The sequence below is a fragment of the Gordonia sp. Z-3 genome (genome assembly GCF_036233855.1).
In the GTDB taxonomy this organism is placed as follows: domain Bacteria; phylum Actinomycetota; class Actinomycetes; order Mycobacteriales; family Mycobacteriaceae; genus Gordonia; species Gordonia tangerina.
In genome coordinates, this window is record NZ_JAZARS010000008.1 from 183,045 (window position 1) to 205,210 (window position 22,166).

16 protein-coding genes and 1 tRNA gene are annotated in these 22,166 nt (G+C 63.4%); 10 read left to right on the top strand and 7 right to left on the bottom strand.

The window, feature by feature from the left end:
* Window positions 1–27 precede the first annotated feature (27 nt).
* The 4 genes from VX037_RS11605 to VX037_RS11620 form a co-directional block, all read right to left on the bottom strand.
* Entirely contained in the window at window positions 28–306 is a 279-nt protein-coding gene (locus VX037_RS11605; protein WP_328714325.1) for a hypothetical protein, read from the bottom strand.
* A 153-nt stretch (window positions 307–459) separates the two neighbouring features.
* Entirely contained in the window at window positions 460–3,822 is a 3,363-nt protein-coding gene (locus VX037_RS11610) for a Swt1 family HEPN domain-containing protein (protein WP_328714326.1), read from the bottom strand.
* A gap of 1 nt (window position 3,823) precedes the next feature.
* The gene (locus VX037_RS11615) at window positions 3,824–6,598 is read right to left on the bottom strand and encodes a DUF1156 domain-containing protein (RefSeq protein ID WP_328714328.1); all 2,775 of its coding nucleotides are present in this window, start codon (window positions 6,596–6,598) and stop codon (window positions 3,824–3,826) included.
* Between the two features lie 121 nt (window positions 6,599–6,719).
* On the bottom strand, window positions 6,720–10,130 hold the full coding sequence (locus VX037_RS11620) for a helicase-related protein (protein ID WP_328714393.1): 3,411 nt from the start codon (window positions 10,128–10,130) through the stop codon (window positions 6,720–6,722).
* 466 nt (window positions 10,131–10,596) lie between these two features.
* On the opposite strand from VX037_RS11620, the gene VX037_RS11625 reads away from it, so the two are divergent.
* The gene (locus VX037_RS11625) at window positions 10,597–10,917 is read left to right on the top strand and encodes a hypothetical protein (RefSeq protein WP_328714330.1); all 321 of its coding nucleotides are present in this window, start codon (window positions 10,597–10,599) and stop codon (window positions 10,915–10,917) included.
* Window positions 10,918–10,971: 54 nt separating this feature from the next.
* On the opposite strand, the gene VX037_RS11630 is transcribed toward VX037_RS11625, so the two are convergent.
* A complete protein-coding gene (locus VX037_RS11630; protein WP_328714331.1) occupies window positions 10,972–12,270 on the bottom strand; it encodes an AAA family ATPase in 1,299 nt (432 codons plus the stop codon).
* Window positions 12,271–12,696: 426 nt separating this feature from the next.
* A complete protein-coding gene (locus VX037_RS11635) occupies window positions 12,697–12,912 on the bottom strand; it encodes a helix-turn-helix domain-containing protein (RefSeq protein WP_328714333.1) in 216 nt (71 codons plus the stop codon).
* A gap of 116 nt (window positions 12,913–13,028) precedes the next feature.
* Here VX037_RS11635 and VX037_RS11640 point away from each other — a divergent pair, with 116 nt between their 5' ends.
* Window positions 13,029–13,691, top strand: coding sequence for a hypothetical protein (locus VX037_RS11640; RefSeq protein ID WP_328714335.1), 663 nt, complete (start codon window positions 13,029–13,031; stop codon window positions 13,689–13,691).
* A complete protein-coding gene (locus VX037_RS11645) occupies window positions 13,688–14,920 on the top strand; it encodes a tyrosine-type recombinase/integrase (protein WP_328714337.1) in 1,233 nt (410 codons plus the stop codon). Before VX037_RS11640 ends, VX037_RS11645 begins: the two co-directional genes overlap by 4 nt.
* Before the next feature lie 22 nt (window positions 14,921–14,942).
* Here VX037_RS11645 and VX037_RS11650 read toward each other — a convergent pair.
* Window positions 14,943–15,019: transfer RNA gene (locus VX037_RS11650), tRNA-Leu, on the bottom strand.
* Window positions 15,020–15,157: 138 nt separating this feature from the next.
* Here VX037_RS11650 and VX037_RS11655 point away from each other — a divergent pair.
* The 7 genes from VX037_RS11655 (at window position 15,158) to VX037_RS11685 (ending at window position 22,154) form a co-directional block, all read left to right on the top strand.
* On the top strand, window positions 15,158–15,778 hold the full coding sequence (locus VX037_RS11655) for an ANTAR domain-containing response regulator (protein ID WP_235723107.1): 621 nt from the start codon (window positions 15,158–15,160) through the stop codon (window positions 15,776–15,778).
* 184 nt (window positions 15,779–15,962) lie between these two features.
* Window positions 15,963–17,192 carry a branched-chain amino acid ABC transporter substrate-binding protein gene (locus VX037_RS11660; RefSeq protein WP_328714339.1) on the top strand — a complete coding sequence of 410 codons (1,230 nt, stop codon included), beginning with the start codon at window positions 15,963–15,965 and terminating at the stop codon, window positions 17,190–17,192.
* A gap of 86 nt (window positions 17,193–17,278) precedes the next feature.
* Window positions 17,279–18,319 carry a branched-chain amino acid ABC transporter permease gene (locus VX037_RS11665; protein ID WP_328714341.1) on the top strand — a complete coding sequence of 347 codons (1,041 nt, stop codon included), beginning with the start codon at window positions 17,279–17,281 and terminating at the stop codon, window positions 18,317–18,319.
* On the top strand, window positions 18,316–19,539 hold the full coding sequence (locus VX037_RS11670; RefSeq protein ID WP_328714343.1) for a branched-chain amino acid ABC transporter permease: 1,224 nt from the start codon (window positions 18,316–18,318) through the stop codon (window positions 19,537–19,539). The genes VX037_RS11665 and VX037_RS11670 overlap by 4 nt, the downstream gene beginning before the upstream one ends.
* A complete protein-coding gene (locus tag VX037_RS11675) occupies window positions 19,536–20,531 on the top strand; it encodes an ABC transporter ATP-binding protein (RefSeq protein ID WP_266061081.1) in 996 nt (331 codons plus the stop codon). Before VX037_RS11670 ends, VX037_RS11675 begins: the two co-directional genes overlap by 4 nt.
* Window positions 20,515–21,264 (top strand): ABC transporter ATP-binding protein, encoded by a 750-nt coding sequence (locus VX037_RS11680; RefSeq protein WP_235723102.1) that lies wholly within the window; start codon window positions 20,515–20,517, stop codon window positions 21,262–21,264. The genes VX037_RS11675 and VX037_RS11680 overlap by 17 nt, the downstream gene beginning before the upstream one ends.
* Complete coding sequence (locus VX037_RS11685; protein WP_328714345.1) at window positions 21,264–22,154, top strand: DUF5995 family protein; 891 nt, start codon at window positions 21,264–21,266, stop codon at window positions 22,152–22,154. The genes VX037_RS11680 and VX037_RS11685 overlap by 1 nt, the downstream gene beginning before the upstream one ends.
* Window positions 22,155–22,166: the final 12 nt, after the last annotated feature.

Sequence of the window (22,166 nt, forward strand, 5' to 3'; positions counted from 1 at the left end):
CGAACCGACGTCTGAACCAATTCGGAATCAGTGGTGGGGGTCGTCCGGCCACAGGCGCGGTTTCGACAGTTTCTTGCCGTCTGCGCCAATCCATTTCGTGATCTCGTGCGCTCTGCGGACTGCAACAATCTGCCGGTATAGCTCGTCAATTTGCGCCGAAGCTTCCGTTGACGGGAGCTCGCGGGCCTCGGCGACCAATTGATCGTAGTCGGGGCGCTCGCCGTCTCGTCCCTCAACTGCTTGCGTCAACGCGAAAAGCTCGCGGGTACGGTTGGCGATAAACCCTGCCTGTTTTTCACTGGCCATCTGGAGCTGACTCTCTCGTTGCTGGTATGCGTGCTTGTGGGCCGAATGCTACATATTCGCTCAGCGAGTGAAGGGATTTGTTGCCATTCCCTGGATCACCGCACGACCTATACTGCGGTGGCGTGCCAGGGCGTGCCAGGCAGCAAGCCATGCTCAACTCTCCTCGAAGCCGGACTGGTCGAATCTGAGTGTCGTGGCGTTCTCCGAGACGGTTCGGACGCGGCTTTCGTTGAAGCCCTCGGAGTCGGTCGCTTCTATCTCGATTCGGACCGTAACGTTGGTGTTCTCGCCGGAACGAAGGTGCGCGAGCACCTCTTCGGCAACGTTCTTGAACTCCAACGCGATCTTGTCTGAGTTGAGGGTCTTTACTCCGTAAAAGCGCGTTGGCCAGGCGATGTCGACCTTCGGAGTCGAGGGGCCTGGACTCGGATACGGAATTGGCGACGGGCCCGGTCCCGGCCCGGGGCCAGGCCCCGGTTCCTGAGTAGGGCCGGGTTCGGCTGAGCGCTGCATCTCCGCGACGTCGGGACGGACGATAAGGAGTGAGTCGGTGGCGACTGGAGCGCTCTCCTTGTCCTCTGGCGTCCAGAGGCCGATGTACCGGCTGGTGGCCTCGTCGTAGCCGGCTGCGAGGGCGAACGCGTCCGTCTGCCAGATCATCGGCAGATCGAGGATGCCGGCGTCGAGAACAGTCCGGTCTCGCAGGCGGGGCATGTAGGGGTACTGCGAGTACAGCGCCCACAGCGAACCTAGAGCGACGTGGCCGTCCTTCCAGATCTGCGGGACCTTGCCGATCGCGAGGCGGATCGTCGCCGCGGCCTGCCTCGTCGAGAGATCACCGTCGTTGCCCAGGCGACGCGAGACACGGTCAGCGAGAGCGCCAGACTGCCCCTCGACCTTAGTCTCCTTAATCAGGAACGGCGCACCAGGGTCGGGCTGCGCGGGCACCAACGCCCAGGTGAAGCTCTGCAGCAGGCGTGCGGTGACCGTCTGATCAGCCTGGGAAGCCCGCTGCGAGGCCTGCTTCTTCTGGTTCTGGGTCAGATCCAGGTCGGCCTCGTCGGTGAGGACATGCGTCCAACCGAGGTAGTCGCGGGTCGCGCTGTCGAGCTCTTCGAGTCGTGCCTCGTCTGCTGCGAGATAGACGAGCGCGTTGCGATGTGTTCGGTTAGAGCTGCCGCGATGCTCCGTTGCCTGGTGCGCGAATTCCTTTGCCGCAGAATCTGTGCCCCGCTTGTGCGCGACTTTCGGGTGCAGGATGACGAGTCGGGCCTCGTCGGTGTCGGGGATGTCCGCGTTCGACTCCGGGCACACGTGGACGCCGGCGAAGTCGCCTCGCTTGCGGCCCTGATCCTGAAGCCGTCGGACGATTTCGGCCCACACATCTTCCTTGTGGAGACGCTCGGCCTGGTCTTTCGCGGTGCGGGTGATGTTGGGCTGGACGTCGTACCAGTACTTGCCCGAGCCGGAGTAGAAGTAAGTCGCACGATCACCGAGCTGCGTCAACGCTGAGTGGAAGTTGCCGGGGACGTCGCCCGGGATGGCGGTGCCGAGGAAGACCCGCTGGGCACCGATGCCCTTGTGGACTGACCCGGGTGCGATCGTCGGAGCCGCGCCGAAGAACACCGTGCGCGCCAGGCGCTTCGTCAACGCCCGCTGACCAAAGAGTGGTTTCTCCTTGTCAATTCGAGCGGGCTCGGAGTTCGGGCCGTCGACGTCGGCGTCGATGATCGCTTTCCAGGAGTCCTGAAGGTATTGCGTGAGTTCGGAGTTCACGTTTGAAGTGGCGAGCGGGATGGATGCGGGCATGATCAGCGGCGACTGATCTTCGCCGATCCAAAGTGCATGTATAACCGTGCTCATCAGCCGCAGGACGCCACGAGTGCGCTGGAAGCGCTCCAGCGACGACCATTCCTCGTAGAGGGTGTCGAACAGTTCGGGGTGGATTGGGTAGGTCCGCTTGATTCGGTCTTCGTACGCGGCGTCGCGCGCTTCGCGCGGGAAGTCGTCGGTGAACTTGCGGTACATCTCGACGTAGGTGCGGGCAGTCGCTCCTATCGCCGCGAGGGCCGCAGCGTCAGGCTGCGTAAAGAGCCGCTGCTTAACGATGTGGTAAGCCTCGTCCGACGATGCGGGGCGCCACTGGTCCGCGACGCGGCGAACGACGTTCTGGAGGCGTTTGAGTGCCTCCAGACCATTCTGGCCACCGACTTCTTCAGCGTTGCCCGCGACGATCCTGTCATCGGCATCCCCAGTTTCCGACGCCGGAATCGAGATCGCGAGAAGAATGCCCCGAGTGCCCTTTGCAGCTTCGGTGAGCGACTGCGCGAACGTGAACTGGTCATCAAACGTACCGCCGGCGAGGTCGTCCCGACCGACCAGTGAGCGCGCATATGCGACCCACTCGTCGATGAGGATGACGGCGGGCGCGTACGTCGTCAGAAGTTCGTGAAGAGACTCGCCTGGATGGGTCCTGTCGCGGTCGGCTTTGGCCACGACCGCGTAGGCTTCCGGACCACCTAGTTGCCACGCGAGCTCGCCCCAGATGGTGTTCACCTGGGTGCCGTCGTCCTTCGTGACGCCGGATGGGCTGAAGTGGTTGCCGACGATGGCGACGCGGTTGACCTTGGTGGCCGAATATCCGCTGGCGGTGAGAAGTTCCTGAGTCTCCTGCGGGAAGTCGCCCACGGGCAGCCCCGCAGCCACATGCCACAGCGACAGCATCGAGTGGGTCTTGCCGCCGCCGAAGTTGGTCTGCAAGTTGATAACTGGAGATGCGTTGTCGTCGCCCGCGAGGCGACGCATTGCGCGGCCGACGAGGTCGCGGAGGCCTTCGGTGAGGTAAGTACGTCGAAAGAACTCGACCGGGTCGGCGTAGTCGGAGTCGACTTCGCCACCTGTCGCGACTTTGTAGAGGTCGGCCGCGAACTCTGAGGCGTGGAAGTTGCCAGTCGCGACGTCATTGTGAGGCTGTAGTACCTCACGCCAGGGCCGGAGGCCAGCTGACTCGGGATTGTCGACAGCGGCCTTTAGTGCCTTCTTGTCGTCCTTGTCTGCAGCTACGCGACGAAGGTTCAGGCGAATCCCTCGGACCTGGTCAGCTTCAGCCGCCGCACCGATCAGTTTGAGGAGCCGTTCGCCAGTGTCGAGTGCTCGGTAGGCGTCGTCATCGGTGAACGAGCCATTGTGTGCCCAATCGTTACGCACTTCGCGCAGTTCGCTGGCAAATGTCTCACCGGTGCGGCCGATCGCCTGACTGAACGGGTACCAACCGGACTTGAACCCGGCCGTGATGTTGCCTTCGGTCAGAATTCTGAACTGCACCTGCGGGTCCAAGGCGTCATAGTTCTTTGTTGACGGGGCGCCGTTCCTGCTGTCCTTCGCGTGGACAAGCTTCGTCCAGACGGCCCCCAGCGAAGGGTCGCCCTGCCCGACGACGGTGGAGATGAAGTCATCGAGCGCTGGCGCCATCACTAGGAACATGCGGTCGATACGGTCGCGGTTGCTCAGTGCCATATCAGTCGTCTCCCTCCTCGAAGTCGAACGCGCTCTGTGCACCACCAGAGGGCTTGCTGGCGCTCCGAGCGACCTCGATTATCTCCGGCCAACTGGTCACCAATGTGTTGAAGCAGAGGGCATCCTTAGCCCAGCTATTTCCCTCTGCAATGCGGAACAGCAGGTGTGCCAACTCTCGTACGAGTTCGGCGTCGACGGCACCATCGGGCCGGCTGAGTGCTGTCCGAAGGAAGTCGCCCGCCGGTGCGATACCGTCGCGCTCCAGCACTTTGATCAAATGATGCAACGCCTCCCAATCACTGGTTCGCTTGTCTTCGCCCGCGTCATAACTTGCGGGAAGGTCGTCGGGCTTAGTTAACCGGACGCGGCCGGCCCGTTTTGTGAGAATGCCCTCACGCTCCATCGCGTCGACCGAGGTGTTCCGTCCGCGAGCGAGGTCATCCGCATCGCCGAACGGTCCGGGGTCGTAGCCTCGATGGCGATACCATTGAACGGCGAATCGAGTTGGGGCGTCGAAGTCTCCCTCCTGTTCGTTGAGGAGCTCGTCGAGAACGTCGTTGATTCGTAGCAGTGCGGCGGTCACCGACACTGGCTTGCCGTCCGCAGCCAATACGGCGCCAAATCGGCTAAACACTTCAATTCCGGGTCCGATGGCAGCCTGCTGCATATCGACCGGCGCGACGCCGGCCGCTTCAAGGTCGCCAAGCGCCTTCGCGAGGTAAGGTCGCAGCTCGGTGAGAAAAGTCTGCAGTGTGACTCGAGGTGCCGATTCCGGCCTCGGGCGAAGCACGAGTACGCTCGAGGTCGACATCGAATTCGCCCCGATCGCGACACGGCGGCTCGCGTTCTCCGTGCGAATTGGCCAGGTCCGCACAACGCACCAACCCTCGTCGACCATTGCCTGGAGAATCGTCGACCAGCGGCTGTTCCCTTGCCCGAGGCTTTCCGCCTGCTTGGACGCGTAGTAGACAACCACCGGATACTCGGAAGCCACAGACTCTCGAAAACGAGCAAACACGTCTCGGAATCCAGCGAGAAAATCGGCGGCCGCGGCACTGTTACCACCTGACCGGTGAGAGTTGGCAACGAGTTCTTCGCCTTTCGGGACCAAGATCGTTCCGTACAGATCTGGAAAGACATCAGCCAACATTCGCCGCTGCCAGACGTAAAAGAAGTCGGAAAGATCCGAGTAGTCAATGTTGTCGAAATACGGCGGGTCGGTGGCAACGACGAGTCCCGCCAGACGCGCGTTTCGCGCATCTGCCATTAGGACACGGTGATGGCCGATCGGCGATGCCAGTTTCAGGGGTGAGAGGATGTTTCGCAAGCAGGCTAAGAACGACCCACTGTTTCCATCTCCGAGCACGTTGGCCTCGGAAACGTCCCACGCCATTCCCATGGCTTGCCCTGAGTACATCTGCTGCGATACTTCACCTGTGGACTCCCACGAACACTGATTGTTAGACCAGTTGGCGAGCCTGCTGACCGCAAGAGCGAGGTACAACGCGACCGCCTGACTGTAGGCAATGGCCCCATCACCACCGTTGACCAGCGAACTGCCGTCGGGCATGCCTGACGCAACGGCATCCGCGTACACAACCCTTCTGGCTTCCCCTACAAGGTCGCTAAATGTGGTGACGGCGAGGAGTTGTCTGTCAGTGAAGAGATCAGCAAAGTCCCCAAGGCCGTACAGCGGTGGCGAGAACCAACGTGGGTTTGTCGAAATGGCACCCGTGACTGAATTAATAGGTCGGTCGACACATGCAGCATTGGCATGTTCCGATGTTGGCGCGAAGTACTCCCTCGACTTCCCGCCGTCCGCAGCGATTGCTGTCAGTACCATCCCCATGCGTCCTGACATTGCCTCGGTGCGGACATGTGCTACTGGAATGGAAGTACCGCAGCGGAGGCATTCCGATCCAGTGCGCCCTGACATCGTCCCGCGACCTAGGAGATCGCCGAGGTCTTTACTAATCGAGAACTCGAACCGGTTTCCCCCCGAAGCGTCTGTGTCTGGAACCACTCTCGGAACGATTATGGCTTCCTTACCGCGCTTCTTGGCGAGGGTCCACTTGCTCACGAGGGGAACCTGAATCCGGCACGCTGGGTTTGGGCAAGTAATCTGGCGAGCCCACACCCATGCGAGAACTGTCCGGCCTTCGATACTCGGATAGTGCTTGCCTAAGCGGTTCCGTGCCTCGAGTAGCATCCACTGTCCGTAGGCCTCGATATCGGCGACAATGCCCGCAGTGCCAAGGCGCCGTGTCAGATGAGCGCCTTCCTCGCCCGGATTGACGGGTTCACGGTTCAGGAACCTGCTCGGCACGTCGACGAGCGCGCGAGAAAGTGCAACCGCAACTGGGTTTAGGTCGCTTGACTCGGAGTTGACGCCGAGCTGGGCAGCAGCGAGTGCAAGGGTTCCTCCGCCTACAAACGGATCGATTACTGTGACGTCTGGGAGCATAGCGCGTAGTTCACTGACGAAGTCCGTACTCGGCCGAACGACCTCATCCCAATCAACTGCCCGCTCAATTAAGGCGTGCAAGCGTTCCCGCTCAGCTCGAACGGCTTCTTCAGTCGGGAACGCATCCGGGTCAGATGAAGGGTCATCGATCAGCTGGGCGATGAGCATTGCGCGCGCAGCTGTTACTGGCTTTCGCGACCACCACTGATGCAGGTTCTGCGGCTTCCCAACCTTGCGGTTCTTTTCCGCGAACGATGCTCGGTTGATGGCTTCAAGCGGCAGCGCCACCTCGATCAGTTTGGGCTTGTGCACTAATTCCTCGACCTTCCGTGCCCGAGACGAGAACGGGCGAACTCTACCGCTGGCGCGGCACATGACGATTGTGCCCGAACTTACCGGGTTCTATTTTTCTGGAGTAAGCGATCCGTGAGTATCAGAATGGTGGTCGCCCCTTCGTCCAGGTCTTGGCCCAGTCGCCACGAATACCTGTGGCCTGGAAGTCGCCGAGGTCGGTGGTGGCGAACGGATCGTCGAGGTACCGAACTTCGTCGAACTGGGCGCCGCGCTCATCAACCTTCACCAGCGCGAGCCTGTAGCGAGGGACAGCGTTCTTGCCGGTCATGACTTCGTTGTGGGTGACGAAGAAGTCCTCGGCACGCTCGATACGTGCCTTGACCTCGATCCGGTAGGTGTCGCCATTGGCGTCGGTCGAAAGAATGTCGAAGCCCTTGTTGTTGAAGCACTGCTCGACCGGCCTGCGACCCAATTCCCGTTCGCGGGCCAGAACGAGATCAACGCCGCGGCGCTCGACCTCCTTGGTCTCCTTGGCATGGATGGGCGCAGTCGCCGGAATCTCGCCTTCCACCATCGTGATGGGAAGCACCAGCGCGGCTGTCACGATACGCGGCGGCTTCGTCGACATGAGCTGTTGCTGGTCAAGCAGCGCGAGACGCTTGCGGAGGCGGGCGTCGAGTTCAACGGCCTTGCGGTTAAGGCTGTCCGAGGATTCCTTGGGCTTCTCGCCCTTCTGTTCCTTCTCGGCAGCCACTGCCGCATCGAGCAGAAGGCGGTCGCTCTCGGTAGTGAGCCGCTTAATCACCAGGTCGCGGGCCTTGTCGAGCTCCGCAAGTCGTCGCGGCTGGACCTCGGCGAGGTACTCCGGAAGCTGGTTGGCGATGATCCAGCTCATTGCCCTGTCCTCCGCGTCACCAAGCCAGGGCAGTCCGCAGGCAGCGTCCACGGCCGGACCCGCGGGCGCGGCCACGCAGTCGAGGTACGGCGCAGGTCCCGCTGGACTGACAGTGCCGAGCTGGTCGACGTAGGCGTAACCGAACCTGCGTGCGACCGAATCCCCGGTCGCGTCCGCGACTTCCTCGACGACACCGACAAGGAGGTGCGGTTCCTCGAGTGTCGACGAAACGAGGATGGTGCCCTGGTTGAGGGCGCCGCCGAAGTTGCGGATCGCCTCGCCCATCACCGCGTCGTGCAATGGGTGGCCTGGCGCCAGGAGGTCGGCCCGCGTCAGGTCACCGGGCTGGACGTGACTGAGGTCGAAGGTGACCCGGTCGTACCGGGTCGCGATAGGTCCGGTTCCAGCCGAGCGGATGTGTTGTGGGACGTTCGCGATCTCGTAGCGTCCTTGTTCGCGCTTGGCGATGCGACCTCCAAGCCTGGTGAACGCGGCCTTGAAGGCGAGTCCGATGTAGTGCGGCTGCAGCCGGCGCGCACGTGCATCGTCCATCGCGGCCCGCAAAGCGTGGAGGTCGGCCTCGGCGAGGTGCTCGGAAGCGAGGGCCCGCTCGTCGAGCAGGTCTTTGAGCCCATCCCCGACGGAGGCGTCAATGACTTCGTGCATCTTGGCCTTCACCTCGTCACGCTCGCCGTACTGGATTGCCTCCAGCAGCAGATTGCGTAGCGGTGTATCGGTGAAGGCTTCACCGAGGACGTCGAAAACCTTGCCACCGTACGTCTGCCGCATCTGGTCGAGCTTCTCCAACAGGCGGGTGAACACCTCGCCCTCGCGTGTGTTCGAGGCGACGAGATTCCAGAGGCGGCAAACCTCCTCCTGACCGATGCGGTGGACGCGGCCGAAGCGCTGCTCGATCCGGTTCGGGTTCCACGGCAGGTCGTAGTTGACCATCAGGTGCGCGGCCTGGAGGTTGAGTCCTTCGCCGGCGGCGTCGGTGGCCAGCAGGATCTGGCAGTCGCGGTTCTTGGTGAACTCCTCTGTGATCTGGCGGCGCTCGGCGCGGCGTACGCCTCCGTGGATGGCGCGGACGGCGTCCGGCTTGCCGAGGAGCGAGCCGATCCGAACTTGGAGGTAGTCGAGGGTGTCACGGTGCTCGGTGAAGATGATGAACTTCCGCGGCCAGCCATTTCGGTCGGTGACGAGGGCGTGGTCTTGGAGGATGGTCGACAGCTCGGTCCACTTGCGGTCGGTGCCGGCTTCGCGGACCCGCCGTGCGGTGTTGATCAGGTCGGCGAGCTCGATCAGTTCGGCGTTGAGTTCCTCGACTGTTTGCGCGGCGGTCGCCGCGTCGAGGAGTTCCTCCTCCATCTGCTCGAGCTCTTCGGCGTTGAACGCGTCCTCGTCGATGTCGCTGACGTCGACGGTCGGTTCGCTGTCGCGGTAGGTGCCGCTCTGGATCTCGAGTTTCTTGCGCTCCAGGCGCTCGGAGCGGCGGACGAGACTCTTGTAGATCGCCTCCGGGCTAGACGCGAGGCGTCGCTGGAGGACTGTGAGGGCGAAGCCGACGGTGTTCTTGCGCTTGCCGCCGACGCGCTCGGCGCGGTTCATCCCCTCGCGGACGTAATGGGTCACGTCCTCGTAGAGCTGGTATTCGAGCGCCGTCAGCTCGTACGGGACAGTCTCCGCGATGCGTTCCGGGAAGAGCTTCTTGCCCTCGAACGTCAGGAGGTCTTCCTTGACCATACGGCGCATGATGCCGCTGACGTCGGCGCTCTTCTTCTGCTTGCCTTCGAACCGGTCGCGGTCGAGCAGGGTCAGGAAGAGCTGGAAGTCCTCCTCCTTACCCGAGTGCGGAGTCGCGGTCATCAGGAGCAGGTGGCGGGTGATCTGACCGAGGATCTCACCGAGCAGGAATCGCTTGGTCTTGCGCAGCTCGCCGCCGAAGAAGTGCGCGCCCATCCGGTGCGCCTCGTCGACGATAATCAAGTCCCACTCGGTTTCTTTGAGTTGGGCCTGAAGTTGCTCGTTGCGGGAGAGTTGGTCCATCCGTGCGATCAGCAGGGGGTTGGTCTCGAAGACGTTGAAGTTCGCCTGCGCGTCGATCAGCTGGTTGGTCAGCAGGTCGAACCGGAGCCCGAACTTGAAGAACAGCTCGTCCTGCCACTGCTCGACCAGACCACCGGGAGCGATGATCAGGCACTGCTTGACGTCGTCGCGTAGCAGCAGTTCCTTGATGTAGAGGCCTGCCATGATCGTTTTGCCCGCACCGGGGTCGTCGGCGAGGAGGAAGCGCAGCGGGGTCCGAGGCAGGAGTTCGCCGTACACCGCGCGGATCTGGTGCGGCAGCGGTTGCACGTCACTGGTGGCGACCGCCAGCATCGGGTCAAACAGGCCGGCCAGCGAAATGCGCTGAGCCTCGGCGACAAGTTTGAAGTCGCTGGCCGCTGCGTCGAACGCGCGGCTGCCGCTCTGCGCGACCGTCAGGGTGTCTTGATCCTTGCGGAAGACCACCTGCTGCCCGAGCCCACCCGCCGCGTTCTTGTATGTGAGCTCGACTGCGTCCGTGCCGTGCCACAGTGCAGCGATGACTGTGATCACCTCAGCGGGGATGAGACCGTCGACCCGCAGACCGGGTTTCAGCTCTTCAAGCTGCACGAATGAACCTCCTGCATAGCCAGCCAGTAAAGCTACTCGAGGGCACTGACAGCTGCCCCGGCCCGATGAGCCTGACGGCCGATGCTGATGCCAACCGCCAAGGGGTCGAAGTCTATCGCGACACGCATCGGCCGCGGGTGGACGTGATGCACGCAGATCGATGTTCCATCGATCGAGGGATAGTGCCCCGTCGGCGCGTCTAGATGGTTTCGAATCACAATCCCCGGACGCGACCTGAGACGGCCCGCAGTTCAGCTGGTCGCGGCGCAGTTCGTCAGCTCGATGGCTCCGCGGCGTACTTGACCAGACTGTCGAGAATGGGCGTCGCTGGTGCGGGAAGGCCGCATTCTGCCGCTTTCGTCCTGGCATAGCTGGTAACTGCGGACGCGAGTCCGGCGATCTCACGGTCAAGGTCGTCCACCGTCGGGGTCTGATCCGACTGATCGCCAGATTCACGATCCAGCCGATGCAACCGGCTGAGGCTGTCAAGAACTCCCCGCGCCGACGAAACGAGCTGCGCTCGGCTGTTGCCCTGCGCATCATCGAGAGCGTCAATGCTGCGACGGTAGAGGTCCTCGTAGCGCTCAGTCATGAGTTGCCGGTACTCGGACGCTACTTCTACCTCGGTTCGGTCGAGGGTACGGATGATCGCCCGGTAGGCCGTCGATGCGTCGTGGTATCCGAGTCGTTCGGCAACCTCGCGCAAAGGCAGCCCATCTCTACGAAGCGCAACCGCCTGGGCGCCGCGTGCGCGCTCGTCGACACGGCGCGGGTTGGCCGTCTTTGATCTGTTCGCCATCGGGACGTCCTTTCGCTAATTGCTCCGAGAACTGCGACTTCGCTAGTCGTCGATGTAACACCGTCGTGTGCTCCCGAAGCGGATGTTGTCGTCCCGCCAGGGCTGCAGCGTCGAGGGCGACTGCGCGTCATCTTCAACCGTTGGCGGGTATCCGTCGGGCGGAGTAGTCGCGTCCAATTCTCCGCTCGTTCCTCGCTCCGCTGCCGCGAGAACCCCACCGCTCGTTCCTCGCGCCGGGAACCTCTTGCCCCCTGATGAGGGGGAGCTGGATGGTGGATGTTGTGACTGACCGGGTCCCCGCTTCTTAAGAAGCGGGGCAGGTCCGGTCAGCTCTTCGCAACTGCTGACCTCGCTGACCGGACGCTGACCGGGAGGGCTCGGGTCAGCGCCTACCTGGTACTTCTGTCTGCTGACCAAGGTCTGCCCACTTTCGTCTTGAGGTTTGTGGGCCGCGGCGGGTTCTATCTGCCCCCGGTCAGCGGTTTGGTGCTCCGTGCGACTCCGATCGCGCCTCCGCTTGATCGCTTGGCCTAGGGCGTCGGTCGAGAACCGAATGCCAGCATCACGCAGGTGTCTCTCGACAGTTGGCCTGCCTACCGTAGGCGAGATGTCGAGGCAATCGAGCTGGTCGATCAGTTCACTCACCTTGGCGCCAGCGCGCTCATCCGGCGTCGCAACTGGAACGAAGGCTAATGGGTCGGTTCGTTTGTCGTACTTCAGGATCGGTGGGTGGTCGCCGCTGCGTTGAACGCCTACCTCAAGTTTCAGTGTTGAACTCGTGGCGCTCAGTATCCAGGTACCGTCAACGTCGGTGTCCTTGTTAGACGAGCCGCGCGCCCTCTGGCGGTTGGCGTGCCCGCTGTGGTCGAGCCGTATGAGGGTGACGCCCAAGCGTTTGAGTGGCAAGGCAACCAGCCGGTAGAGATCGTTCCACATTTTGGGGTCGTTCTCGTCGCCGTCGACGGCTCGTGAAATTGTGTCGATGACTACGACTCTGGGTTCCAGCCTGAGCACTAGATCCAGGAGCTGCACGGCGCCTGCGCGCGTGTTCAGTGGCCGGAAATCGGGGAAGGACACGTAGTGCAGGTTGACGAGGTCGGCAGCTTTCAGGTCCATCGCGTTAATGCGGTCACGGAGGTCGGTGTGCGTGTTCTCGTAGTCGATGTAGAGGGCAGGCACCTGCGCCCTCGCGAGTTGTTCAAGCATGAACAGCGACTTGCCCGACTTCGCGGGGGAGATCACCGCGTAAGCGCGGCCCTCGGCGAACAAGCCCGGGATGATCCATCGGACCGGCCGGCGGTCGCCGCCGAGCAGCTGCGCCCAGTCAAGAGGCTTACTCACTTGCGCCCCCTATCTGGGCGGCCAGTGGGTTGTGAGGCCGAGAATGAAGTGGGCGAACTGGATCGTGCAACAGTGGCCACTCGACTAGCGGAACCGTTGATGGTGCGGTCCTGGTTCTGGGGCGCGCGACTGTCAGATCAGGCGGCGTCGGTTTCGGTGCCGTGCCTGGCATCAAGTGGACAGGGCCCGGAGGGTGTTCATTCTTCGAAGACGCGATTGCGGCATGCAACTCCAGAGTGAATTCGACGAGTGATGTTGATTCAGCTCGGCGCGCTTGCGCACTCGTGCGTCGTGACCTGGAAGATGGAGATGCGCGGCGTTCGCTAGTCCACGCATACCGTCGGCTGATCACCGGCTGCTCGTGTGTGATTTCGGACATTGTTGTGTGGCCGTTGGTTACGCGCTCAAGTCCTGGTGCGCCTTAGCTCAGTCACGCATCTCGGCCCGGTGGGCGTGGAGGTAAGCAAGGATGTCGGCACGTAGGTAGCGAACTCGGTTGCCGATCTTGGTGTAGGGCAGCCCGCGCTTGAGATAGCGATCCTGAGCGAGAGTCGCTTGCGGAATGCCGAGAATTCGTTCGATGTCTTTCGGAGTTGCGATTGCAGGGAATTCTTGCGGGTCAATGCTGTTCGTCGTGTTCATGGCTCCAATCATCGGTGGTTAATCTAACCCTCGTCAACAATTCGCAAGGGTGCAAACTCGGACCTTCGAGTCGCACCCTTCACACCCTTGATTTGATTGATGTAGGGTTAGTTACCGTGAACATGAGTGAGGCGGTCAAAGCCCTCGGCGACGCGATGCAAATGCAAGTCGATGTCGACGGAGAGCCTGGCAAAGGCCTGTTCACTGTCGAGGCTGGTGGCTGGCCGTTTCGGCTCACCGTATGTACCGAGGCGCGCGTTAAGAAGTCGGGCGAGATGGAGACCGTCATCATCGACCTGCGTATCGAGCCGAGGCGTCTGTTGCTCACCGCTCCGATTACCAAAAAGGTTGTGCGCGACCTGCCTTTTGGGGCATTGATTGACGTTGGAGCTGCACTCCTTGCCTCTGGGCCACTCGGGGCTTTCGGCGTGGTTCCCCGGCCGCGTCTCGGTATCTGGCCGGAAGTGAAATCGGGACCACGTGGCCTCAAAGCCGAGTTTTTTCAGGATGTCGCGGATGCTGCACGGTTCGCTGCGCGAGAGCGGCAACGGCTTGGCCGAGGCAACGCGCCGTCCGTCGAGGAGTATGTCGCGAAGAAGTTCGGAACCAATTCGCCAAACACGGCAAAAGGGTGGCTTAAGCAAGCTCGGAGCCTCGGCCTTCTCGCACCTGGTGAGCTGCGGAATCCAGATGCCTACGTGCGAGACTCGCCCAACATTGACGACGTGCCGCCTCATCTTCGTCTCTCTACTTATATCGACGAGGAGGGCGATCAGTGAGCAGCGTTGACCCGTACACGACTCGCAACGGCGAAAAACGCTGGCGCGTAACCTATCGCACGCCCGAGGGCAAGCAGACCACCAAGCGCGGGTTCTCCACCAAGCGTGACGCCCGAGCGTTCGCCGACACCACAGCGGTCGCGAAGCTGCGCGGCGAGTACATCGACCCGCGCGCCGGGCAGGTCACCGTCGGGCAGCTCGCGCCCGAGTGGCTGGCACGGCAAACCCACCTCAAGCCGTCGAGCCAACGCGTCGCCGACGTTGCGTGGCGCGTCCACGTCGAACCTCGCTGGGGTCAGGTGAAGGTCGCCGACATCCGACATAGCGCGGTGCAACAGTGGATCGCCGACATGGGCCGAGACGAACGCGGCACCGACGGTGAGGTCGTGAAGCGCGGCGCGGGACCGGTCACCGTGATTCGCGCGTTCGGCATCTTGCGGTCGGTGCTCGACGAGGCCGCGAAGGATCGGCGACTCATCGCGAACCCATGCACCGGGGTGAAGCTGCCACGCAAGGGCAAACGCGAACGCGGCTACCTCACCGACGACCAGGTGTGGCAGCTCGCGCGTGAAGCGGGAGCGGGCCGCGCTGGCTCCGACAAGGGCGTCGTGGTTCTCGTCCTCGCCTATTGCGGTCTGCGGTGGGGCGAGCTCGCCGGCCTGCACGTGGCCGATGTGGACATGCTGCGGCGTCGAATCACGGTGCGCCGTAACGCGGTCAACGTCGGCGGTCGGGTCGTCGTCGGCACACCCAAGACGCATGAGCAGCGCGTCGTGCCGTTCCCTCGGTTCCTTGTCGAGCCGCTGGCGGGGGTGCTGACCGGGAAGGCACGCGAGGCGATCGTGTTCCCGGCCGCTCGCGGTGGGTACGCATTGTCGCCGGGTGCGTCGACGTGGTTCTCGTCTGCGGTGCAGCGCTGCCAAGAGCAGGCCAACGAGGCGCGTGCCGAGGAATCAGCCGAGGGTGGCGAGCTGTCGACGCCCGAGTTCCCGCGGGTGACTCCGCACGATTTGCGGCACACCGCGGCGTCGTTAGCGATCTCGGCGGGCGCGAACGTGAAGGTCGTGCAGTCGATGCTGGGCCACGCCTCGGCGGCGATGACACTGGACACCTACGCGGACCTGTTCGCTGATGATGCCGAGGCGGTGGCGGATGCCCACGATGAGCGGGTTTCTCCGGCGGATGTTGTCAATCTGTTGTCACCGCGCCCTTTGCGGGCGGTCCGCTAGTTGGTTTAACTGCAGTAATGCCTGGTGCCCTCGGTGAGACTCGAACTCACACTGGACGGGTTTTGAATCCGTTGCCTCTGCCAATTGGGCTACGAGGGCGTGTGCTGCGCTGCCACTGTGTGGCAGCCGCGACAGTCCACTCTAGATGATCAGCCCATGCGCGGGCCAACCGGTACTCTGCACGCATCAGCTCTGACGAATAATGCTGGTCAGGGGTAGGCGTTCCGAGGAGGGGATGTGACGGTGGCAGACAGGGCTGCGGCTCGGACCGGCGAACAGACGACGCACCGGGTGCTCGTGGCCGAGGATGACTCGCTGATCCGCATGGATCTGATCGAGATGCTCCGCGAAGAGGGGTACGACGTTGTGGGGGAGGCCCCCAACGGCCAGGTCGCCGTCGAACTGACCGAGAGCCTCACCCCGGACCTGGTGATCATGGACGTGAAGATGCCCGTACGTGATGGCATTGATGCGGCATCGGAGATCGCGAGCCGCAAGCTCGCCGCGGTGGTGATGCTGACCGCCTTTAGTCAGCGCGAGTTCATCGAGAAGGCGCGTGACGCCGGTGCGATGGCCTACCTGGTCAAGCCGTTCACCAAAGCCGACCTGGTGCCTGCCATCGAGCTCGCCGTGAGCCGGTATCAGGAGGTGGTCGCGCTCGAGAAGGAAGTCGCCACCATCACCGATCGTCTCGAAACGCGCAAACTGGTCGAACGCGCCAAAGGTTTGCTGATGGAGAAGCATTCGATGACCGAACCCGAAGCGTTCAAATGGATTCAGCGTGCCGCGATGGACCGTCGCACCACCATGAAGGCCGTCGCGCAGGTGGTCGTGGAGACGTTGGGAGCCACCAACTGACGGTTGGGGCGGGGTCGTCGTTAAATCTGTGAAAATCCGCCGTCGGTGTCATGCGGCTTCCTTCTCAATCCAGCGCGCGTTGCCGGGTTTGGGTCTATGTTTTCTCAAGGTCTCCTCAGCAGATCGGCCGGCACGGGCGAAACGTCCTGTGCCGGAAGGGTGGGAAAAGTGAAGAAGGTACGAAATGCATCGTCGTGTGACGACAGGTGCCCTCGCGGTGGCGTTGGCGGGCGTGCTCGCCGTATCCGCGTGTAGCGACAAATCGAGCGACTCAGGATCGGGCGGGGCCAGCGGATCAGCTGCTGCGAGTTCCGGTTTGACGATCGCTCCGCTCGCTCAGATCGATACTCAGGGCAACGAGGTGCCGGTGGCCTCGGAAGCCGACGCGCTCACACCGGCGGGTGACGGCAACGCCGACTGCCCCGAGACCACCATCGCGATGGCCGGCGCACTGACCGGTGCGGACGCCGCGCTCGGCATCAACATCAAAAACGGCGCGCAACTCGCCGTGGACCAACACAACGAAGCGAACCCGAACTGCCAGATCGTCCTACGGACCTTCGACACCGAGGGGGACCCGCAGAAGGCCACCCAGGTGGCCCCGCAGATCGTCAACGACGATTCGATCGTCGGCCTGATCGGGCCGGCGTTCTCGGGCGAGACCAAGGCCACCGGTGGCATCTTCAACCAGGCCGGCCTGGTGTCGGTCACCGCCTCGGCCACCAACCCCACCTTGACCGACAACGGCTGGAAGACCTTCTTCCGCGGCCTCGCCAACGACGACGTGCAGGGTCCCGCCGTCGCCAAGTACCTCACCGGCACGATGGGCAAGAAGAAGGTCTGTGTGATCAAGGATGACACCGATTACGGTGTGGGCCTTGCCCAGGCGATGACCGAGTCGCTCGGTCCGGCCGCTGACGCGAACTGTTCCGGTGACGTCAAGAAGGGCGACCGCGAGTTCTCGGCGATCATCTCGAAGGTCACCGCCGCCGACCCGGATGCGGTGTTCTACTCCGGGTATTACGCCGAGGCCGCGCCGCTCGCTCAGCAGCTGAAGACGGCCGGATTCCAGGAGACGTTCGTCTCCGGCGACGGCGCCAACGATCCGCAGTTCACCGCCCAGGCCGGCGACAGCGCCAAGGGCGCGATTCTGTCGTGCCCGTGTGGTCCGGCGCCGGATCAGTTCAAGTCCGAATACGAGGCGGCGTTCAACCAGGCGCCTGGCGTGTACTCGGTGGAGGCCTACGACCTCGCCTCGATCCTGATGAAGGGCATCGCCGAGGGCAATCGCACCCGTCCCGAGCTCCTCTCCTACGTCAGCGACTACCAGGGCCCCGGCCTGGCGCGTCAGTACGAGTGGAGTCCCACCGGCGAGCTGACGTCCTCGCTGATCTGGGTGTACGAGGTCAAATAAGGCACAGCACAACACGGTGCGTCCGGGCGGTGGTCGGGCCCGGGCGCACCGTGGTCTCTGTGGTGTCTCGTGGCTGAAAGGCACGTATGATCGTGTACTCGATGGCCGAGACGACCGCGGTGGCCTCGACCATCGGGTTCGATCTCGGCGCACTCCGGGAAGGGTTCTGGGGACTCACCATCGAGGGACTCACCTATGGCGCGATCTATGCGCTCGTCGCCGTGGGGTACACCCTCGTCTACGGAGTTCTGCGGCTGATCAACTTCGCCCACTCCGAGGTGTTCATGCTTGGCATGTTCGGGCAGTACATCGGCCTGCTGTTGCTCGGCTTCACACCGTCAGGCAACACCTATTCCGAAGGCACGGTCATGACCGTGCTCTACCTGCTGCTGGCGGGTTTGTGCGGCATGGCGGTGTCAGGCAGTGCCGCGATCGGTTTGGAGTTCGTCGCCTACCGCCCGCTGCGCAAACGCAAGGCGAAGCCGTTGGCCTTCCTGATCACGGCGATCGGCATGTCGTTCGTCCTGCAGGAATTCGTGCACTACCTGCTGCCCAAGGTGCCGGTGGATCCGACGTTGGGCGGATCGAGCGCCCAACCGACCATCCGGCTGGTCCAGCCCGTGCAGGAGTTCAACATCTTCGGCGCGCCGGTCTACAACCTGACGCTGATCATCATCATCTCCGCGCTTGTCCTCGCGTTGGGGACCGATTTCCTGATCAACCGGACGCGCCTGGGCCGCGGTATCCAGTCGGTGGCCCAAGACCCGGACGCGGCGCTGCTCATGGGGGTCTCGCGAGAGCGGATCATCATGGTCACGTTCTTGATCGGTGGTCTGCTCGCCGGCGCCGCAGCCTTGCTCTACTCCTTGCGTGTCCCCACCAACATCGTCTACTACGGCGGATTCATCCTCGGTATCAAGGCGTTCTGCGCGGCGGTCCTCGGTGGCATCGGCAATGTCCGGGGTGCGCTGTTGGGCGGCCTGCTGCTCGGCGTGATGGAGAACTATGGGTCGGTGGTGCTCGGCAACCAGTGGCGCGACGTCGTGGCCTTCGTCCTGCTGATCCTGGTGCTCATGTTCCGCCCCACCGGCATCCTCGGCGAGAAACTCGGGAAGGCACGGGTATGACCTCAGCGCAACCACCGTCCGCTCCGGAGCCCTCACATGCCACGCCGCCGCGCGGCATCGGCGACGTCATCCGCCAATGGTGGAACGGCCTGCCTCGCGTGATGCAGTGGTTGGTCGGTGTTCCCGCTATCATCCTGATCGCCTTGCTTCCGGTCCTCAATCCACCGTTGATCACCACCACGGCAACAGATTTCGGCGTCGTCATGGCGACTTTCGCGATGACGGCACTCATCGCGATCGGGCTCAACGTGGTGGTCGGGCAAACCGGCCTCCTCGATCTGGGCTATGTCGGCTTCTACGCTGTCGGTGCGTACGTCGTCGCCTTGCTGACGAGCCCGGCCAGCCCGTTGTGGGACACGGCCGACCACGGTATCTTCTCGGGTCCTTGGGGTTGGCTTGCGTGCGTACCGCTGGCCATCGTTCTCACCGGCGTCACCGGTGTCATCCTCGGCACTCCCACGCTGCGTGTTCGCGGCGACTACCTCGCGATCGTGACCCTGGGCTTCGGTGAGATCGTCCGATTGCTGGCCGACAACCTCAGCGATATCACCAATGGAGCATCCGGACTGCAAGGTGTGCTGTACCCCGAGATCGGGCGCACCGCCGAGTACCCGAACGGCGTGTTCTCAACCGCCAACAACGCCGGCACCCTCAACTACGGGGTGTGGTGGTATTGGCTGGGCATCGTCTTGGTGATCGGCGTCCTCATCGTGGTCGGCAACCTCGAGCGCAGCCGCGTCGGTCGGTCCTGGGTGGCCATCCGCGAGGATGAGGACGCCGCCGAGATCATGGGTGTGCCGACGTTCAAATACAAACTGTGGGCCTTCGTCATCGGGGCCGGCATCGGCGGTCTGTCCGGAGCGGTGTACGCCGGGCAGGTGCAGTATGTGGACCCGAAAGCGTTCACCGTCATCAACTCGATGCTGTTCCTGTGCGCCGTGGTGCTCGGCGGACAAGGCAACAAGCTTGGCGTGATCGCCGGCGCGTTCATCATCGTCTACCTCCCTGCTCGTGTGCAGGGCGTCGAGATCGGGGGACAATCGTTGAGTGAGTTCAAGTACTTGTTCTTCGGGCTCGCTCTGGTGGTCCTGATGATCTTCCGACCTCAGGGGCTCTTCCCGGCGCGAGCGCGACTGGTCACCTTCGGCCGTCGGATCTATGGTGCGGTCACCCGCGCCCCGATCGCCGCGCAGTCCCAACGGCAGGAGACCGAGGCATGAGCCGACATCGGCGCGACGACGATTCGACACCGAAAGCCCCGGCCCGACGCCCGGATACCGTCGCGAGGTCGGAAAACGAGGAACAGTTGGCCGACGCCGTGGCCGACCCGCAGGCCCGGGCGATCGTCGACCCGGCCGCGATCGATCCCGAACTCGCCGATCCCGATGCGGTCGCCGACGCGGTCGCTCCCCAGCGCGACATCCACACTGCCGCCGGAGATGTCCTGCTCGAGGTGTCGGGACTGACGGTGGACTTCGGTGGTCTCGCCGCACTCGACGACGTCACTTTCGACATCAGGCGCGGGGAGATCCTCGGGCTGATCGGGCCCAACGGGGCCGGCAAGACGACGTGTTTCAACGCGATCACGGGCGTCTATCGGCCCACCCGGGGACGCGTCTTGTTCGACGGCTCTCCGCTGGGGAAAATCAAGCGCCACAAGATCACCCGGCTCGGAATCGCTCGGACTTTCCAGAACGTACGCCTCTGGGGTGAGATGACGGCGCTCGAGAACGTGTGCGTCGGCACCGACGCGCGACACAAGACGTCGGTGTTCGGCGGGATCGTGCGCACCCCTCGCCACTACCGCGAAGAACGCGACGCGGTGGACCGGGGCATGGCCCTGCTCGAGTTCGTCGGAATCGGACCGCGCGCCGCAGAGAAGGCGGCCAACCTGCCCTACGGAGACCAGCGTCGGCTGGAGATCGCGCGCGCGTTGGCCACCGAACCGAAACTGCTGTGCCTCGACGAACCAGCCGCCGGATTCAACCCGATCGAGAAGACCGCACTCATGGAGTTGATCCAGAAGATCCGCGACGACGGCTACACGGTGCTGCTCATCGAACACGACATGCGGTTGGTGATGGGGGTCACGGACCGGATCGTGGTGCTCGAGTTCGGTCGCAAGATCGCCGAGGGCAGCCCGGAACGGGTGCGTAACGACCCTGCCGTGATCGCCGCCTACCTGGGAGTGCCCGATGACGAACTCGCCTGAGACCACCTCGGCCACAGCGGTCCTGGAACTGCGGGATGTGCAGATCCACTACGGTCGGATCCGTGCGCTGCACGGTATCTCCCTGCACGTGGCGCCCGGCGAGTTGGTGACGCTGTTGGGGGCCAACGGCGCCGGCAAGTCGACCACGATGCGGGGGATATCGGGACTCAACCGCCTGTCGTCGGGCGACATTCTGTTCGACGGCGAGTCCATCGCCGGTCTCCCGCCGCACGAGCGGGTGAAACGCGGCATCATCCAGGTTCCGGAGGGGCGGCGCATCTTCCCCGGGATGACGGTTCTGGAGAACCTCGACATGGGCTGCTACGGAAGGAGATTCTCGTCCAAATCCGCCTACCGCGAATCGATCGACCATGTTTTCGAGCTGTTCCCGCGGCTCGGTGAGCGGCGCAAGCAGTTCGGCGGAACGATGTCGGGTGGCGAGCAACAGATGCTGGCCATCGGGCGGGCGTTGATGGCCCGGCCTCGGCTACTGCTCCTCGACGAACCGTCGATGGGTCTGGCCCCCATGGTGATCCAACAGATCTTCCGGATCATCACCACGATCAATTCCGAGGGCACCACCATCTTGCTGGTGGAGCAGAACGCCCAACAGGCCCTGAGTCGGTCGACTCGCGGTTACATCCTGGAGACCGGATCGATCACCAAAGAAGGCGCGGGCGCAGACCTTCTCGTCGACGACGCCGTGCGCGAGGCGTACCTCGGGGTCGCCTGATGTCTGCTCGGGTTGAGACGCGAGGTGCTGCTCGTTACAGTCCGCACACCAAGACCTTGTTACGCAGATCCACCGTCGTCCTCGGGCTCGTGTTGCTCACGGTCACCGGGGTTCTCGTGCCCGCCCACGCCGCCGACGGCACCACCACGTGCCGCCCGCAGCTACCCGGCGTCGAAGCGCAGCACATCGCCGCGCTGTCGGCTCCATCCGCCAACCGGACGTTGGTCGATGCCCAGTCCAACGTGCATCAGATCGCGGACATCTGGGGTGACCAGGGTGATCCGCGCGGCGCTTTCGCCGACGTGTACGCGCCGATCCTGGACACCACCGTGCCGTCTATCCGCCAAGGGGTCTATACGGATTCGGAGTGGGCTCGCCGGCTCGCGCTGAACTTCGTCAATCGCTACCTCGCCTCGGTTCACGCGCACGCGACGGGCGCCGATGTCCCTCGTGAATGGCAGCGGTATTACCAGTACGCGACCGACTGCCGCCACAGCGGCGGACGCGTTGCAACCTCCGGCATGAACTCGCATCTGATACTGGACCTGCCGACCGCGCTCGACGCCGTCGACACCAGCCGGCAACGGTGGGCCGATTTCAACCTCTATGGCGAGATCCTCGGGAAAGCGACCCCGCAGATCGTCGCGTCGATCAAGGCCGACTACGGCACGGATCTCAGCGAGTTGTTCACCGCGTCCATCGTCGGCGACACGATCGGCGAGGAACGTGCGACCGGCCTGTTCTACCAGAGTGTCCGGGCGGCCGCCTGGGTCAGCGGCCGTGGCCTCGCCGAACCCGCCACCACCGCAGCCACCCATGCCGCGATGTGGGCGGAATGGCTGACCGCTGAAGGCGTCCTGGACACCTCTGATGCGATCGGGCTCTTCTGACCGGACCGGGCT

Bases quoted from the DNA above. Each gene is read 5' to 3' on its own strand.
- VX037_RS11605 (WP_328714325.1), bottom strand. From the start codon at position 306: ATGGCCAGTGAAAAACAGGCAGGGTTTATCGCCAACCGTACCCGCGAG.
- VX037_RS11610 (WP_328714326.1), bottom strand. From the start codon at position 3,822: ATGGCACTGAGCAACCGCGACCGTATCGACCGCATGTTCCTAGTGATG.
- VX037_RS11625 (WP_328714330.1), top strand. From the start codon at position 10,597: ATGCAACCGGCTGAGGCTGTCAAGAACTCCCCGCGCCGACGAAACGAG.
- VX037_RS11635 (WP_328714333.1), bottom strand. From the start codon at position 12,912: ATGAACACGACGAACAGCATTGACCCGCAAGAATTCCCTGCAATCGCA.
- VX037_RS11660 (WP_328714339.1), top strand. From the start codon at position 15,963: ATGCATCGTCGTGTGACGACAGGTGCCCTCGCGGTGGCGTTGGCGGGC.
- VX037_RS11665 (WP_328714341.1), top strand. From the start codon at position 17,279: ATGATCGTGTACTCGATGGCCGAGACGACCGCGGTGGCCTCGACCATC.
- VX037_RS11670 (WP_328714343.1), top strand. From the start codon at position 18,316: ATGACCTCAGCGCAACCACCGTCCGCTCCGGAGCCCTCACATGCCACG.
- VX037_RS11675 (WP_266061081.1), top strand. From the start codon at position 19,536: ATGAGCCGACATCGGCGCGACGACGATTCGACACCGAAAGCCCCGGCC.
- VX037_RS11680 (WP_235723102.1), top strand. From the start codon at position 20,515: ATGACGAACTCGCCTGAGACCACCTCGGCCACAGCGGTCCTGGAACTG.
- VX037_RS11685 (WP_328714345.1), top strand. From the start codon at position 21,264: ATGTCTGCTCGGGTTGAGACGCGAGGTGCTGCTCGTTACAGTCCGCAC.